The organism is Acidovorax sp. CCYZU-2555 (assembly GCF_018413525.1).
Lineage (GTDB): Bacteria > Pseudomonadota > Gammaproteobacteria > Burkholderiales > Burkholderiaceae_C > Comamonas.
The window spans coordinates 50,958-65,986 of record NZ_JAHCDD010000025.1 but is presented as its reverse complement, the minus strand read 5'-3'; the positions used below and the strand labels follow the sequence as shown (position 1 = coordinate 65,986).

At 63.0% G+C, this 15,029-nt stretch carries 13 protein-coding genes and 1 pseudogene; 7 read left to right on the top strand and 7 right to left on the bottom strand.

From position 1 onward, the window contains the following. Positions 1-258: pseudogene (tnpA, locus tag KHY18_RS11045) on the top strand (IS200/IS605 family transposase); the annotation flags it as partial. A gap of 230 nt (positions 259-488) precedes the next feature. Here the strand turns inward: tnpA and KHY18_RS11040 are convergent. Continuing rightward, positions 489-1,013: a carboxymuconolactone decarboxylase family protein gene (locus tag KHY18_RS11040; RefSeq protein WP_213299348.1), complete on the bottom strand. Its 525-nt coding sequence runs from the start codon at positions 1,011-1,013 to the stop codon at positions 489-491. Between the two features lie 131 nt (positions 1,014-1,144). Here KHY18_RS11040 and KHY18_RS11035 point away from each other — a divergent pair, with 131 nt between their 5' ends. Then, positions 1,145-2,086, top strand: coding sequence for a LysR family transcriptional regulator (locus KHY18_RS11035; protein WP_213299345.1), 942 nt, complete (start codon positions 1,145-1,147; stop codon positions 2,084-2,086). Positions 2,087-2,099: 13 nt separating this feature from the next. On the opposite strand, the gene KHY18_RS11030 is transcribed toward KHY18_RS11035, so the two are convergent. Beyond that, complete coding sequence (locus KHY18_RS11030) at positions 2,100-3,143, bottom strand: phosphotransferase family protein (RefSeq protein WP_213299342.1); 1,044 nt, start codon at positions 3,141-3,143, stop codon at positions 2,100-2,102. Positions 3,144-3,168: 25 nt separating this feature from the next. Next, positions 3,169-4,353, bottom strand: coding sequence for an acyl-CoA dehydrogenase family protein (locus KHY18_RS11025; RefSeq protein ID WP_213299338.1), 1,185 nt, complete (start codon positions 4,351-4,353; stop codon positions 3,169-3,171). 143 nt (positions 4,354-4,496) lie between these two features. On the opposite strand from KHY18_RS11025, the gene KHY18_RS11020 reads away from it, so the two are divergent. Then, a complete protein-coding gene (locus KHY18_RS11020) occupies positions 4,497-5,198 on the top strand; it encodes a GntR family transcriptional regulator (protein WP_502768710.1) in 702 nt (233 codons plus the stop codon). 11 nt (positions 5,199-5,209) lie between these two features. Here KHY18_RS11020 and KHY18_RS11015 read toward each other — a convergent pair whose 3' ends face one another. Then, entirely contained in the window at positions 5,210-6,082 is an 873-nt protein-coding gene (locus KHY18_RS11015) for an alpha/beta hydrolase (RefSeq protein ID WP_213299335.1), read from the bottom strand. Positions 6,083-6,852: 770 nt separating this feature from the next. Here KHY18_RS11015 and KHY18_RS11010 point away from each other — a divergent pair. Together KHY18_RS11010 and KHY18_RS11005 are read left to right on the top strand one after the other, a co-directional pair. Further along, a complete protein-coding gene (locus KHY18_RS11010; protein ID WP_213299332.1) occupies positions 6,853-7,269 on the top strand; it encodes a DUF6841 family protein in 417 nt (138 codons plus the stop codon). Between the two features lie 968 nt (positions 7,270-8,237). Then, positions 8,238-8,705 carry an RDD family protein gene (locus KHY18_RS11005; protein WP_213299329.1) on the top strand — a complete coding sequence of 156 codons (468 nt, stop codon included), beginning with the start codon at positions 8,238-8,240 and terminating at the stop codon, positions 8,703-8,705. Positions 8,706-9,042: 337 nt separating this feature from the next. On the opposite strand, the gene KHY18_RS11000 is transcribed toward KHY18_RS11005, so the two are convergent. Further along, positions 9,043-9,756 (bottom strand): pyridoxamine 5'-phosphate oxidase family protein, encoded by a 714-nt coding sequence (locus KHY18_RS11000; protein WP_213299326.1) that lies wholly within the window; start codon positions 9,754-9,756, stop codon positions 9,043-9,045. A gap of 61 nt (positions 9,757-9,817) precedes the next feature. Here KHY18_RS11000 and pdxR point away from each other — a divergent pair, with 61 nt between their 5' ends. Next, on the top strand, positions 9,818-11,329 hold the full coding sequence (gene pdxR, locus KHY18_RS10995) for a MocR-like pyridoxine biosynthesis transcription factor PdxR (RefSeq protein WP_213299323.1): 1,512 nt from the start codon (positions 9,818-9,820) through the stop codon (positions 11,327-11,329). 10 nt (positions 11,330-11,339) lie between these two features. Here pdxR and KHY18_RS10990 read toward each other — a convergent pair whose 3' ends face one another. After that, on the bottom strand, positions 11,340-11,777 hold the full coding sequence (locus KHY18_RS10990; protein ID WP_213299320.1) for a cupin domain-containing protein: 438 nt from the start codon (positions 11,775-11,777) through the stop codon (positions 11,340-11,342). A 216-nt stretch (positions 11,778-11,993) separates the two neighbouring features. After that, positions 11,994-12,977, bottom strand: a complete 984-nt coding sequence (locus tag KHY18_RS10985) for a Bug family tripartite tricarboxylate transporter substrate binding protein (RefSeq protein WP_213299317.1) — start codon at positions 12,975-12,977, stop codon at positions 11,994-11,996. 255 nt (positions 12,978-13,232) lie between these two features. On the opposite strand from KHY18_RS10985, the gene KHY18_RS10980 reads away from it, so the two are divergent. Then, a complete protein-coding gene (locus KHY18_RS10980; protein ID WP_213299314.1) occupies positions 13,233-13,871 on the top strand; it encodes a Rossmann-fold NAD(P)-binding domain-containing protein in 639 nt (212 codons plus the stop codon). The last annotated feature ends 1,158 nt before the right edge of the window (positions 13,872-15,029 follow it).

Below are 15,029 nucleotides of genomic sequence, written 5' to 3'. Positions count from 1 at the left end.
ACAGTTAGTGGAGTTCAACGGCGAACACGATCATGTACATCTGCTGATCAACTACCCGCCCAAAGTGGCCCTGTCCATTCTGGTTGCTTCGCTCAAGGGCGTGTCGTCGAGGCTGCTGCGCAAACAGTTTGGGGACTTTCACCCGTGGCTTAAACGCCGAGGCGTTCTGTGGTCGCCTTCCTACTTTGCTTCAAGCTGCGGGGTGCGCCAATTGGCATCCTGCGCCAGTACATCGAAGAGCAGCAAACCCCTCATTAGGACACCGACGGTGTCCGCGCTCTCAACCCCGAGCTAAACCCTGGGGCTGCCCGCGTACTTGGCGATTGCCTTGGCGGGCCAGACGTCCTGCGCCCCTGCCGCCATCGGCAAAAGCAATGCGGCGGCCCAGGCGAGTTTCTTGATCATGGTTTGTCTCCTCGTTGGTGGTTGTGTGTAAAAACCAGAACCGCAGCGGCACGTCTTGGCGCGCGCCGTCTGCGTCTCACCCCTCAACGCGCGTCGTGGGAATGAATCTGAAACGCTTCCAGAAAGCGTGAAACCATGTTGTAGGCGGCCACGGTGGCGGTGATCTCCACCATCTGCTGGGGCGCGTACAGCGCCTTGACGGCGGCGAAAACCTCGTCGGGCACCTGTATGTGGCGCGTCATCGCGTCGGTGTAGGCCAGCACGGCCTGCTCCTGCGCATCAAACAGCCCGCAACTGCGCCATTCGCCCAGCGCGTCGAGCTTGGCCTGGGAAACGCCTTCCTGCAGCGCGATGGGCGCATGCTGGTCGGCTTCATACGGCGCGTTGTTGAGCAAGGCCACGCGCATGATGATCAGCTCGCGCAAGCCACCGGACAGCGACGTCTTCTGGCGCACGGCCGTGAGGTAGTTGAGCCAGCCTTCGGCCAGCGGAGCGCTGTGCATCAGCATCTGGTACAGATGCAAAATTTCGCCGCGCTCGGCGACGATGCGCTCGGCCAAGGGGCGCACTGCCGCGTTTTCACAATCTGCGTAAGGGATACGTGCCACGTGCCAACTCCTGCTGCTGGGTAAGGTTTCGTGCGGATCGCACGGGGATCTATGTTCGAGACAGTTGGATGCTAGGCGTTTCGGATATATTTCTGAAATTCTTTCTATCTATTGATTTATATTCAAAAAGAATGAATATCGCCCCCAAGCAACTGCGCATGTTTCTGGCGCTCAGCGAGTCGCTCAACTTCAGCAAGACGGCCGAGCAGCTGTTCATGACGCAGCCCTCGCTCAGCAAGGCGATACGCGACCTCGAGGCCACCTTGGGTCTGGCGCTGTTCGAGCGCACCACGCGCAGCGTGCAGCTCACGGCAGGCGGCGCCCAACTGGCGACGATTGCCCGCACCATCGTCGGCGAGTACGAAGCGGGCCTGCAGCGCATGCAGTCGTCGGCCGAGCAGGCCGCGGTGCAGCTGTCGATCGCGGCCTGGCCCTCGCTGGCCCAGGTCGTTCTGCCCGAGGTGTGCGCCGCGCTGGAACACGCCATCAGCGCCCCGCGCATCACGCTGCATGACTGCGCCAACAGCCTGTGCATCCAGCGTCTGATGAACTATGAGGTGGACTTCGCACTCGCCTCGGTGGCGCCAGCGCATCCGGATCTGGCGTACGAAGAACTGCTGCGCGACCGGTTTGTCGTGCTGAGCTACGGCAAATGGCGGGCGCAGGTGCCGCACCGTATCCGGCTGGAAGAGCTGATGCACCTGCCGCTGATCACGCTCACCGACGCCAGCACCGCCATGCGCTACATGAGCGCCGCCTATCTGAATCGCGGCATTGAATACCGGCCCAAGATGCAGGTGGAGCAGATGGCGACCGTCGTCGCGCTGGTGAAAAAAGAGATTGGCGTGGCCGTGCTGCCCTATCTGGGAATAAAGACCCTGCCCAGCGTCAACGGCCTGCAGACCTCTGAAATCTCGGACGGGCCGTTGCGCTCTGTAGGCATCGTGACGCGTCGCCTGGGCACGCCCACGGCCATCGCCACCACCGCGATGCAGCAGGTGCAGGCCGTGAGCCAGCGCCTGATCAAGCAGCATCCGGGATGGATTCTGCCGGCGTCGCCCGCCAAGCGCTAGCGGTGCAGCGGCCTCAGAGAGCGCCGCGGGAGCGGGCGTAGCGCTGCGCGCATTCCCAGGCGAGCTCGGCCAGCGGACCGGCCTTCTTGCCGGTTTCCACGGCGTCATCGGCGGCCGCGTTGCCGTCGGCCGCGCGCTGCGCAATGCTGTGCAGGATGGCCGACATGCGAAACAGGTTGTAGGCCATGTAGAACTCCCAGTGCGCGCGTGGATCGCGCCCGGTGGCTTGCGCATACCAGTCCACGTACTCGGCTTCGCCGGGTATGCCCAGCGCCGCCAGATCGAGCCCGGCGATGCCGCGCCACAGCGCCGGCGGAATGCGCCAGGACATGCACTGGTAGGAGAAATCGGCCAGCGGATGGCCCAGCGTCGAAAGCTCCCAATCGAGTATGCCGATGACGCGCGGCTCGCTGGCGTGGAACACCAGGTTGTCCAGCCGGAAGTCGCCATGCACCAGCGTGGTCTCGTCGTCGGGCGGAACATGCGCGGGCAGCCAGTCCATCAGCCGGCGCATGGCGTCGTTGAAGGGCAGCGTGGACTCGCGGCACTGGCGCGTCCAGCGGTTGATCTGGCGCAGAAAGTAGTTGCCCGGCTTGCCGAAGCTGTCCAGCCCGGCGCCGCTGTAGTCCACGCCGTGCAGCGCGGCGATCACGCGGTTCATCTCGCGGTAGATGGCGCGCCGCTCGGCGGGCTGCATGCCCGGCAGCGACTGGTCCATCAGCACCCGGCCGTCGAGAAACTCCATCAGATAGAACGGCGTGCCGATGAGCGACGCGTCGTCGCAATAGCCGTACATGCGCGGCACGGGAACGCTGCTGCCCTGCAGGGCGCTCATCACGCGGTGCTCGCGGTCGATGGCATGTGCCGAAGCCACCAGCAGGCCCTGGGGCTTGGTGCGCAGCACATAGCTGCGCTGCCCCGCAATGACTTTGTACGTAGGGTTGGACTGCCCGCCAGTCAAAGGAGTGATCGCCAGCGGCTCGCCGCCGCCCAGGCCCTGCGCGCGCAAGTAGCGGCTCAGCGGCTCCTGCAGCAATGCGGTGGATGCTGCGCTCATAAGGAACTCACCAGGTGGGCGCCGCTCATGCCCTTGCCTCCGCCGCCTTTTCGGCCATGTGGACCAGCTTGCGCGCCATGCTCCAGCGGTGCACTTCGCTAGGGCCGTCATAGATGCGAAACGCGCGCATGTCGGTGAAGATGCGCATCACGGGCGACTCGCCCGTCACGCCCTGCCCGCCAAGCATCTGCACGCTGCGGTCCACCACGCGCCACTGCGCTTCCGAGCACACGACCTTGGCGCGGCTCGATTCGAAATTGCATTTCTCGCCCTGGTCCAGCAGCCACGCGGTGTGCCAGATGTGCAGCCGCGCCGTGTGCAGATCCATGTCGTTGTCGGCCAGCATGAAGCCCACGCCTTCGTGTTCGGCCAGCGGCTTGCCGAAGGCCTGGCGGCGGCGGGTGTATTCCAGCGCCGCGTCGTGCGCGCGCCGCGCCTGGCCCAGCCAGCGCATGCAGTGCGTGAGCCGCGCCGGCGCCAGCCGCACCTGGGCGTAGCGAAAGCCCTTGCCGACCTCGCCCAGCACGTCGGTGGCGGGAATGCGCAGGTTGTCGAAGCGCAGTACGCCATGGCCGCCGGTGAAGCAGGCATCCATGGCGTCCATATTGCGCTCCAGGGTGATCTCCGGGCGATCCATGTCGCTGAGGAACATGGTTGCCGAGCCGTCTTCCATGCGCGCCATGATGATGGCGTAGTTCGCGCCTTCGGCACCCGTGATGAACCACTTCACGCCGTTGATTAAATAGTCGTCGCCGTCGCGCTGCGCCGTGGTGGTCAGCATCGACGGGTCGGCGCCCGCGCCGGGCGAAGGCTCGGTCATGGCAAAGCACGAACGCGTCAGGCCCTCGACCTGCGGGCGCAGCCAACGCGCCTTCTGCGCGGCCGTGGCGACTTCTTCCATGAGATGGATGTTGCCTTCGTCGGGCGCATGGATGTTGAGCGCCGTGGGGCCCAGCCACGAATAGCCGGCCTCCTCGAACACCACGGACTTGGCCACATGGCTCAGGCCCATGCCGCCCATTTCGGTCGAGGCATGGGGCGTGAGCAGGCCGGCGGCCTTGGCGCGCGCCACCAGTTCGCGGCGCAGCGCTTCGCTGGGGCCGTGGTGCGACTGGCGCTCGTCGTTTTCCAGCGGAATCACCTGCTCGGCGATGAATTGCCGCGTTCTGTCCCGCAGCGCACAGAGTTCGGCGCTCAATTCGAAGTTCATTGATGTGTCTCCTTTGACGACCCAAGCCATGGCTGCATGTTTTCAATATTGTAGGACAATGTTGAAAACAAAAATAGTCCCACAAACGCGATGAAGACGCCTCGGCTGTGTACACTTTGCGCGCCCCCACAGAAATCCAGACAGTGACCACCGCCCCCCTCCATCACGCCGCCGAAGACGCGCAGGACGCCCGCCCGCAGACCGTGGCCAGCGCCGCCGACGCAGTGTTTTTCGGCATCTTCAATGGCCTGGAGGTGCAGCGCTTTGTGCCGGGCCAGCGCCTGGTGGAGGCCGATCTGGCCGTGCAGTTCGGCGTGGGCCGCAATTCGGTGCGCGAGGCCATGCAGCGCCTGGCGGCCAACGGCATCGTCGATGTGCTCCGGCACAAGGGCGCGACCATACGGTCGCTGACGCTGCAAGAGACCCTGCATGTGCTCGACGTGGCCGAGCGCATGACCGGCTTGCTCGCGCGCAGCGCCGCGCAAGGCGTGCGCGCCGGGCATTCGCCGCTCCCCATACAGACCGGACTGCAGCAGCTGGTCGCCGCGGAAAAGGCGCAAGATGCAGACGCTTTCGCGCGCGCGCGCCGCAACTTCTACCGCGCCCTGCTCGACGCAGCGGGCAGCCGCGAACTGCGCCGGCTGTTCCCGTCCATCCAGATGCCCACCGTGTACGCCCAGCACCGGCTGCCCGCGCTGCAGAAAATCCGCCTGGCCGACTACCGCGCGATCAGCAAGGCGGTGATCGCCGGCGACGCCGCGGCGGCCGACGCCGCAGCCATGGCCCATGTGCGCAATGTGCGCGAGGAAATCATCCGCCGGCAGGCAGACGCCGGCCGGGACTGAAGTCCTTGCTGTCAGCTGCGCGCGCGCAGCCAGGCCACGATATCGGCCGTCACCTCATTGCGCGTGGTCTCGTTGAGAATTTCGTGGCGCGCGCCCGGATACAGCTTGACTGTCACATCCGCGATGCCCGCGTCGCGGTAGCGCTTGCCCAGCAACTCGATCAGTGCGCCGCCACCGGCCAGCGGGTCGGCGTCGCCGGAAGCCAGCAGCAGGGGCAGATCGCTGCGAATGCGCGCCAGCTGCGCCGGGTCGGCCAGCCGGGCCGCGGGCGCGAACAGCGCGGGAATCACCTCGGCCGGCACGTCCCAGCCGCACCAGGGATCGGCCACATAGGCATCCACCTCGGCGGCGTCGCGCGAAAGCCATTCGTAGCCCGTGCGGTGTTCAAAACCCGCATTGAATGCCGCCAGCCCGGCCGGCGCGTCGGCAGGCGCATTGGCCATTGCCGCGACCAGCATGTCGAGCGCAGTCGAGCCGGACAACACCACGCCCGACCAAGTCGCTGCGTGATCGATGATCGCCGCCTGCGCCGCAAACGACCCCATCGAATGCGCGAACAGAAACAGCGGCAGGTCGCCCTGCTGCGCACGCAGCGCGGCGCCGAACTGGGCTATATCGGCAATCAGCCCGTCAAACCCCGCCTTGCCGAAGTCACCCAATCGCCCATCGGCAGTACGGCCATGCCCCCGATGATCTACCGCATGGACCACAAAGCCCGCGGCATTGAGCGCCTTCGCAAACCGGTCGTAACGTGCCCCATGTTCGGCGAGTCCGTGGGCGATCTGCACCACGCCCACGGGCGCGCCGACAACGTCGGCCCAGGTATAGGTCGCGACCTTGGTACCGTCGGCGTTGGAGAGAAAGGAGGAGGTCGAGGTGGTCATCGTTGGATTTTGACACGTTGACCGTTCCGGTTTGGCTGGGGTAAATGGCAGGGGGGCTGGTCCGAACCCATCGCAAGGCAGCTCAACCAACGTCTTCGCAATACCATGAGACACCGACACCTGCTGCAATGTTTGATGAATGTGGTTGCGCAGATCGGTTGCGTCTACCTGCACAAACGCTCGTAAACTGCAGCCTCCTTTTCGGCCTGAACGCGACATTCCTGCGACAAATATATTCTTGGCATCATAAAAAACCAAAGGATATATTACCGAATTCATCCGTCATAGGCATCACATTCCAGATTGATTTTCCATCAAACTTCTGCTGAATTCATGATGCGTTCCAGCTTTGAAAATAGGTCATGGCTGACGACTCTTAGCAGAATGTACAGCGCCCATGAGAGACAACTTTCCACGGCACACATTCAATTCTCTCAGCCAACCGTTTGCAGATCGCCCGACAAGCGACCTGCTACGCCTGAGCTGGCGCCTCCATTGATTGCAGCGCTACCAACGCCGCTTGAGAGCGACACCTTGCAATCTCACACTTTCCTGAGTTGCTGAAGTACTCTATTGATTTCAGTATATATTTCAGACCAGTCCAAAGCATGCGCAGTACTAAATCGTAACCCCCCCTAACATCCGGATTCCATAAGAACCAACCTGAGCATCGGCTGTTACCCAAAGCATCGGCCCTGCACGTGATAGTCGGAGGATCACCACTGCTGTGCTTAAAATTGCTTATTTGCAACCGTGGCCTGAAACAGAATATGAGCAGCTTTCTTTCCTTTGTGAGCCAAACGAGCGACAACTCCATTGACTCAGATGTAGTTGAAGAGGCCTCACGTTGCCTTGACCAATTTACGCAGGCATTCAATGCACTAGATTTGGCGGGAATGGATGCACGGCTTCATTTCCCGCATGTGATGATTTCGGGGTCCGAGACCCTGCTTTGGGATGCGCCCGATCAGCATCCTGCAGATTTTTTCCAGCGGCTGCAAAGCACAGGCTGGGCATCTACCCGATACGAATCGAAACTTCCGGTTCTGACCAGCCAAGACAAGGTTCATTTCCTAGTCACCTACACCCGCCGTTCAGCCACAGATGTAGAGCTGAGTCGCCACTCCAACCTCTGGATCGTGGTCAAGAAAAACGGTACATGGGGCATATCGCTTCGCTCATATTGAGCGACCGCAGTCTGGGACCGCTTCGGGTCGAGGCCGTCGGTGCGAAGTTTGTTGCATCGGACATTGGACTCCCAACTAGCGGTCTGAACCGCTGCCCGCGATGAAGGAAGACTGCGACGTACTCTAGACCAGTCAGGCAAGCACTCGGGCGGTCGATGAGGCTATGACTGCTTCATGTCACGCCCCAAAGAATCGGAGGCGAGGTGCGACAAAGCACCCGCGGCAAAGCCGACTTCTCTGAACGCTTCAAGCTGGGTGCTGTCATCTCAAGCGGGCAACGCATCAGCCGATGCTATCGGCACCAGTCGTTGGACGGATTGGCAGCGCATTGAATGCTGCGGCTGCAGCTCTTTCGAATCAGCTCTTTCTCTGTCGACCAAAAAACTCGCATCCCCAGAGAACTATGGGCGTTCTAACGGGCCGCCAACCTGCGGTAACGACCCTTTGCAGTCATCCGCAGAGTCCCCAGTCGAAGCCTGCTGCGCCGCGCGCCCATCTGCTTCGCCGCCAAGCTGACTCCGGCGCGCGGCAAGGCCGAAGAACTGCTTTTATTGCGTTCCAAAGTGGGCGGCGGCGCCAGCCGCTGCCGTGAGGTGCCGGAGGCTTGCCTGGGCCTGCCGCTCGCCATCCAGCAACTCGCCCAGACGCGACAGCATCGGGCGAAACCTCGTCAGATTGAGTGCCTGGCATATTGTCTTTCGTCGCTCGGGCACAGTAGCAATGGAACGAATCCACGGCGGCAGCCACCAACAGCCTCATGCGCAAAAGGCGATCTACGCAAATCAGCGCCATTCAACCTGTCTACACATCAAGCAGGGTTATACTAATTGTTACCAATAGTTCAAAAAATGAAAGCGATTGGAAGCCATTCCTTCGTTGGTCTTCGAGAGCATATGTAGCACGGATTGAAACGACTCTGGTCGCCCCATATCAAAAAATCACAGCAGGTCTTAATCAAAGGAGTTTCAATGGAAGCGGATGAATTGGAGTACGTGGGTTTCTGGGCGCGTTTCGGGGCGTCATTGATAGATACCGTTCTGATCGGCATCGTCATCTGGCCGCTGTTGACCGCGTTCTACGGCGATGCTTATTGGGACGGAGAAGGTATAGTCAAAGGCCCAATGGATGTGTTGCTTTCTTGGGTCTTCCCAATGGTTGCGGTCATTGTTTTTTGGGTAGCTAAACAAGCCACGCCGGGGAAAATGGCCGTATCGGCCCGAATTGTTGACGCCAAGACGGGGGCGGCTCCATCCACTGGACAGTTCATCGGCCGCTATCTGGGTTATTTCCTCGCAGGATTGCCTTTGGGTCTGGGAATTTTCTGGGTCGCTTTTGATGGCCGCAAGCAAGGCTGGCATGACAAGCTCGCTGGCACTGTGGTGGTTCGTCAAAGAAACAGGAAACCGCGGCCAGTCACATTCAATGAGAGTCGCTAACGCCACTGCCTCGCAATCGCCCTCAGAGCAGTGGTGCCGGCGGCCCATGGAACGCCGGTCGGTAACCAATGAACTGTGGCGACGGCTACAGCCACCGGCCTTTGTGCCTTCTCCAAGGGCGGTGCGCGCAAGCTCCTAGTGAGCAATGAAGCCACCCCCCAACGCCATCCTGTTCGTGCTGCTGACCGGCGTTCCATCGGAATACCTTCTCCAACCCTTTGGGCACGGCAGCGATCAATACCCACCGGTGACAGTTTGGCCTAGAGAACTCGCAAGACAGCATGTGTCGGGCCAGCCTTAGGTTGACTCGCCAGCCACAAGCTGAAATCTCGCCAGGCTAGCTATACGCCAACCGATGCGCCGCAGCCAGCGCCACATCCAGCCGTTCCCCCGCCTGATACGGCGCAAGCGTTGCCGGCCGCACCACCTCCGGCGAAAGCCGCGCGCAAGGCTCGGGCTGGCCCAGCACGGTCATGACCGGGATGCGTTCGGCGTAGATGGGCAGATCCTGGTCCTCGGGGTCGTCGGCCAGGCCCTTGCTGCGGGTCTTTGCGGACGCGCGCTCTATGTCCATCACCATCACCGCCGTGGCCTTGAACTCCTGGCGTGAGGTGGGCCGCAGGGTGGCGGTGCGCTGCGGGTAGAAGCGGTCGACCATCATCGTCAAGGCGCGCTCCTTTTCTTCGAGGTCGGTGACCTGATGGGCATGGCCGAAAGCCATGACCGCGCGGTAGTCCACCGAGTGATTGAAGCCGCAGCGTGCCAGCACCAGGCTGTCGAGGTGTGACACCGTCACGCACACCGGCACTCCGCCCGCCTGGTGCCTCAGCATGCGGCTGGCGCTCGATCCGTGCCAATACAGGCGCGTGCCTTCACGCCAGAACAGTGTGGGGGTGCAGTAGGGCTGGCCGTCGAGCACATAGGAGGTATGCGCCAATGCGGCGGCGTCCAGGATCGCATGGACGGTTGCATGGTCGTAGGCGCCGCGCTCGTGCAGGCGCTTGACGCGGTTGACCGGGTCGATGGGATAGGTGGCGGTTTCGTGGGACATCGTTGTATCGAATGGAAGGAGGGCAAGTGCGCTATCCTCGCCTCGACCAATGGTTGATTCAATGACCAATTCCAACGCATTTTCTTCAACCAATTGGGCCGATGTGCCGGCCACGTTCCTGCATCTGGAGCGCCAGTTATCGGCCTACCGCGGAAGCCAGACCGCGCGCGTGTATGCGGCCTTGCGCGATGCCATTCTCGAAGGCGCGCTGGTCTCGGGCACGCAGCTGCCGCCCACCCGCACCTTGGCAGAGTGGTTGCGCGTGGCCCGCCATGCGGTCGTCGGCGCCTATGAGTCATTGCAAGGGGACGGCCTGGTGGTGGCGCGCGTGGGCGCGGGCAGCTTTGTCGCCCCCGGACTGCGCCAAAGTCAGGCCGCGACGCCTTCTGCGCCGCAGGTGCTGCCCGGCTCCCTGGCGAATCCCCTCAGGGCCTTTGCCTTGGGAATGCCCATGGTGGACAAGGCATTTCAGCAGCGCCTGGCCGCGGCGGTGCGCCGGCATATGCTGGGCGATGACCTTGCGGTGCTGGGCTATGGCGATCCACGCGGCAGTGCGAGCCTGCGCGCCATGATTGCGCATGAGCTCAAGCAGTCGCGCGGCGTGCATTGCGCGCCCGAGCAAATCGTCATCACCACCGGCACGCAGCAAGCCCTGCGGCTGTGCGCGCAGGCCCTCATGCAACCGGGGCAGTTGGCGTGGGTGGAAGATCCCGGCTATGGCGCTGCGCAGCGCACCCTGAGTGCGGCCGGACTGAGAACGCAGCCCGCCGCAGTCGATGCCCAGGGCATTGCCGCACTCGCGAGCCCCCAAGGGCTGGGCGCAGCCCAAGCGATTTATGTCACGCCTTCGCACCAGTTCCCCACGGGCAGCGTCATGTCGCTGCCCAGGCGTCTGGCGCTGCTCGAGTGGGCGCATCGCCACGGCGCCTGGATTCTGGAGGATGACTACGACAGCGAGTTTCGCTACCGGGGCCCGCCCTTGACCGCGCTGGCCGGGCTGGACCGTAGCCAGCGCGTGATCTATATCGGCGGCTTTTCGAAAAGCGCCTACCCGGCCTTGCGGCTGGCCTATGCGGTGTTCCCGCTGCCCGCACTGGAGGCGGTGCTGGCCGCGCGCAGCACTTTCGACCGGTTCGTTCCGACGATGCTGGAGCTTGCGATGGCCGACCTGATGGCGGACGGCAGCCTGGCCCAGCATTTGCGCCGCGTGCGCGGGGAATGCCGGCGCGGCCGAGACCTGCTGGTGCGCGTGTTGACGCAGTCCAGCCAAGGATTGCTCACGGCCACGGCGCCCGACCAAGGCACGCACCTGCTGGCGTGGCTGCCCCAGGGCACGACCGCCGACGCAGCGCGCCGCATCCGCGACGCTTCGGGCCTGGCGCTGGTGCTGCTGTCAGAAACCAGGCAGGTGCACAGCGCCGATGACCGCGAGGCGTTCGTGCTGGGTTTTGCCGGCTTTGCGCTCAAGGACATCGAGGAGGCCGCCGGTCTGCTGGGCAGGACCACGGCCGACCAGCTGGGCCAGAGCCTCAGCGACACGCCGCCCAGACCGGAGCGCAAGCGCAAGACATGATTGCCGGGCCCTAGGCTCCCGGCGGCCAGGCGGCCGGCGTGGGCACGGCGCACGGGGCGTCGGTTTCCACGGTGCCGAACAAGGCAGGGCTGACGATCTCCAGATATTCCATGTCTGGCGAATAGTCGAACAGGTAGTGGCGTATGCCGGGACGCTGGTGCACGCAGTCGCCGGCTTCCACCAGCGTCTCCTGGTCTTCGTACATGAACTTCGCCCAGCCCTTGGTCATGAGCACGATCTGGAAATCGGCAATGTGGCGGTGCCAGCCCGTGCCCTCTTCCGGCGGCTTGTTGGCCTTGACCAGATGCGCGATCACGCGGCCGTGGGTGGCGTCGGCGACACCCAGGTCCCGGTAGAGGAAAAAATCCCGCAATCCATCGGAACGCCACGGCGTCTGGCCCTCCTTGACGTGGGAAAAAAGCGTCGCTTCTTCGCTGGGAGCAGTCATGTCGGTGGCCTTTGAGAGTCAAAGTGGGTTGAAATCTCGAACAGCCCAAGGCCTGGTCACGCGCGGAAGATACGGGCGCGTTGCACGCCCTGCTGGCTTTGTCTGGTGTTCCACCGCGTCCAACCTGCCTTGACCTGATTCCAATATGTCGCTGAAGCGACGCTGGGTCAAGAAACGGCAATGGTTGAACATTTCATTAGGGTTTTCCAGAAGGAGTCAATTGGCTTGCACGTTGGCCGACTTCACCACCGCCTGCCATTTCTTGCGGTCCTGGTCTATGACCTTGGCGAACTCCTGCGGACTGCTGTGCAAAGGCTGTATGCCGTAGGGCTTGAGCGAAGCCTCCATGGCCGGCTCGCGCATCACCTTGACCAGCTGGCGGTTGAGGTAGGCGACGATGTCCGGGGAGGTGCCGGCCGGCGCCAGCACGCCCAGCCACAGCGAGACGTCGTAGTCAGAGAAGCCCGGGGTTTCCGCCATGGCCGGCACTTCGGGCATGGCCGACAAACGCATGCGCGAAGTCACGGCCAGGGCCCGCAGCTTGCCGCTGCGCGTGTACTCGACGAAGTTCGAGGCCGTATCGAATGTCATGTCGATGCGCCCGGCGATCAGGTCGGGCAGGCCGGCCGCGCTGCCTTTGTAGGGCACATGCTGCATGTCGACGCCGGCAATGGATTGGAACAGTTCGCCCGAAAGGTGGCTGCTGGTGCCGTTGCCGGCCGAGCTGAAGCTCAGCCCGCCGGGTTTCTTGCGCGCCAGCGCCACCAGCTCGGCCACCGATTTCGCCGGCAGCTGCGGGTTCACGACCAGCAGATTGGAAGTGACGTGGGTCAGGCCCACGGGCGCAAAACTCGCTGCGGGGTCGTATTTGAGGTTGCTGTAGAGGCTGGGATTGATGGTCAGCACGCCCATGGTGGAGTACAGCAGCGTGTAGCCGTCTTTCGGCGCATTGGCGACGGCCTCGGCGCCTATGCTGCCGCCCGCGCCCGCACGGTTGTCGACGACCACGGGCTGGCCCAGGGAATCGGCCAGTTTCTGCGCCATGCTGCGCGCCATCAGGTCGGTGGCGCCGCCCGCGAGGAACGGCACGACGAGGCGCACGGGCTTGTGGGGGTAGCCGCCCGGGCCGTCGCCCGCGTGCGCTGCCGTCAGGGCCGCCGAAGCCAGCACGAGTGCGGCGATGAATTGCATGCGTTGCATGGAATATGTCTCCATTGTTGTAATGCGCCGGCGATAGCGCTGAGGCAAGGCCCGAAGTGTAGGCAGCGTATGCCGCCCGTCCAAGGCGATGGGCGGCAAAGCTGGCATGTGTCGCCGGGCATAGCTGCGCGGCCATAGCAGCTTTGCCGGCATGCGCCTCGCCTTGGCGGCCAGGCCCCGTTAGAGTGGCTGGCTGCTGCCGCGCCGCCTCGCGGCTTCCCATCGCCCCTGTCTCTACGGACGCCTGAAAGAACCATGCTCAAAATTCTGCTGCTTGACGACTACCAGGGCCGCGCGCGCGAGTGGGCCGTTTGGTCGGTGCTGCCCGACACCCAGGTGGACGTGCTGGAACACGCCCTGCCCGACTTGGCGGCGCGCGCCGCGCGTTTTGCCGGCTACCAGGTGATCGTGGCGATGCGCGAGCGCACGCTGTTTTCCCAGGAGCTGATCGCGGCCCTGCCCGATCTCCAGCTGCTGGTGACCACCGGCATGCGCAATGCGGCCATCGACATGGCGGCCTGCGCGCAGCGCGGCATCACGGTGTGCGGCGCGCCCGGCAGCCAAACAAGCGCTGGTGCCACGGCCGAGCTGGCCTGGGCGCTGATGCTGGCCTTGGCAAAGCGCCTGCCGCGCAGCCGCCAGGCCTTGCTCGAAGGCCATTGGCAGCCCGAAGTCACGCAATCGCTGGCGGGCCGCACGCTGGGCCTGGCCGGGCTGGGCTGGGCTGGGCTGGACAAGCTGGGCCAGGCAATGGGCATGCAGCCCAATCCGCAGGGGAATTCGGGGGGTCGGTGGGGGTGGGCTCCCTTTGAGGCGCCCCCGCTGACTCCCCTGCGCTCCCCTGTTTTATCCCCAATTTATCCCCGTCCCTGCTGCCCTATCAGCGCGTCATAATTTCCCTCGCAGCCTGCCCCGGCGATGCGGGCAACGTCGACAAAGTAAGCGCGCTCGCCGTTCTCCAGGGCGGTGGCCAGCCTCGCCTCATAGCTCTCGCGTCTGTCGATCTCGGCAAGAGATACGCCCCGCACGCTGTCGTGTGTATCTACTATAGCCAGGGTCCAGTGGAGGTCGCGCCATCGCCCGCCCTGTTCTAGCCTAAGCTGCTCATGGGCCCCGCATGGAGGGATTCGAACGCCCGATGAGGGTAGTTCAGGCGTGTTCCAGCGTAGTCTTCGCTCTGATCGACTACGTTCCACTACGCTGAAATTCGCTCGTTTAGGTTCGCTTTTAGGTTCAGGGACGGCCACTTTTCGGCGAACCGTGGCTGATCGCTTCACCCTCGCACCAACGTCACCCACCGACCAGGCGAACCCGACCACATAGATCCAGACCCAGGGGCTCTGCTGAGGAGGGGTTTAAGGCCAGGGGACAAGCGAGACTTAATCCGAGGGCCATTGCGCAGCTTCGACTGAGCGGCGAGACTTAGCAAGGTATCAACCGACCTTTTCAATCTCTTCCGGGCTTGCTGCTCTCTCTTTTGTTGAAGATGACGCAGCTTTTTTACACGCTCTTTTTCGGCTGCCTTTGCCGCCTTACGCGCAGTCTTCGATGACTTGCGATGTTTTGGGGCCGGCTCTAGAAACGACGAACTCTTGCTGCGAAGTTCTTTTGCACCGCAAACGGCATTAGGCTCACATTTCCCCGGGAGCTTCCTTGGTGTCTCGCAGACTGACGGGTTGATGCCCTCCCTGTTGGTGAAATATGAGCGACCACCCTGATCCCCATCTTTTCCAGTCGTCTGGGTTGAAGGCGGAAGAAGCGCAGGTCTCGACAAATCAGCGATGAAATCCCCATCAAGGGGGCTCGGTGAAGTCCTCTTTCGGGGATTGGTCCGCACTTTTGTAGGCTTGTTTTGGTTGGCGCCTTCGCCATGCACATAAAAAGTATGGGTTTTCAAGAATGAACTGAGCACGATATCTCCGCATTCACCGCATTTACTCGTCTCCACACTCATTCGAAGCACTCCTAAAAGTTCGCGAGCCACCCGCGCTCGTTACCACGCAAAACGCAAGTCTGATGCTGACTGAGTTTTGCGTCAATTCGCAAGCGGTA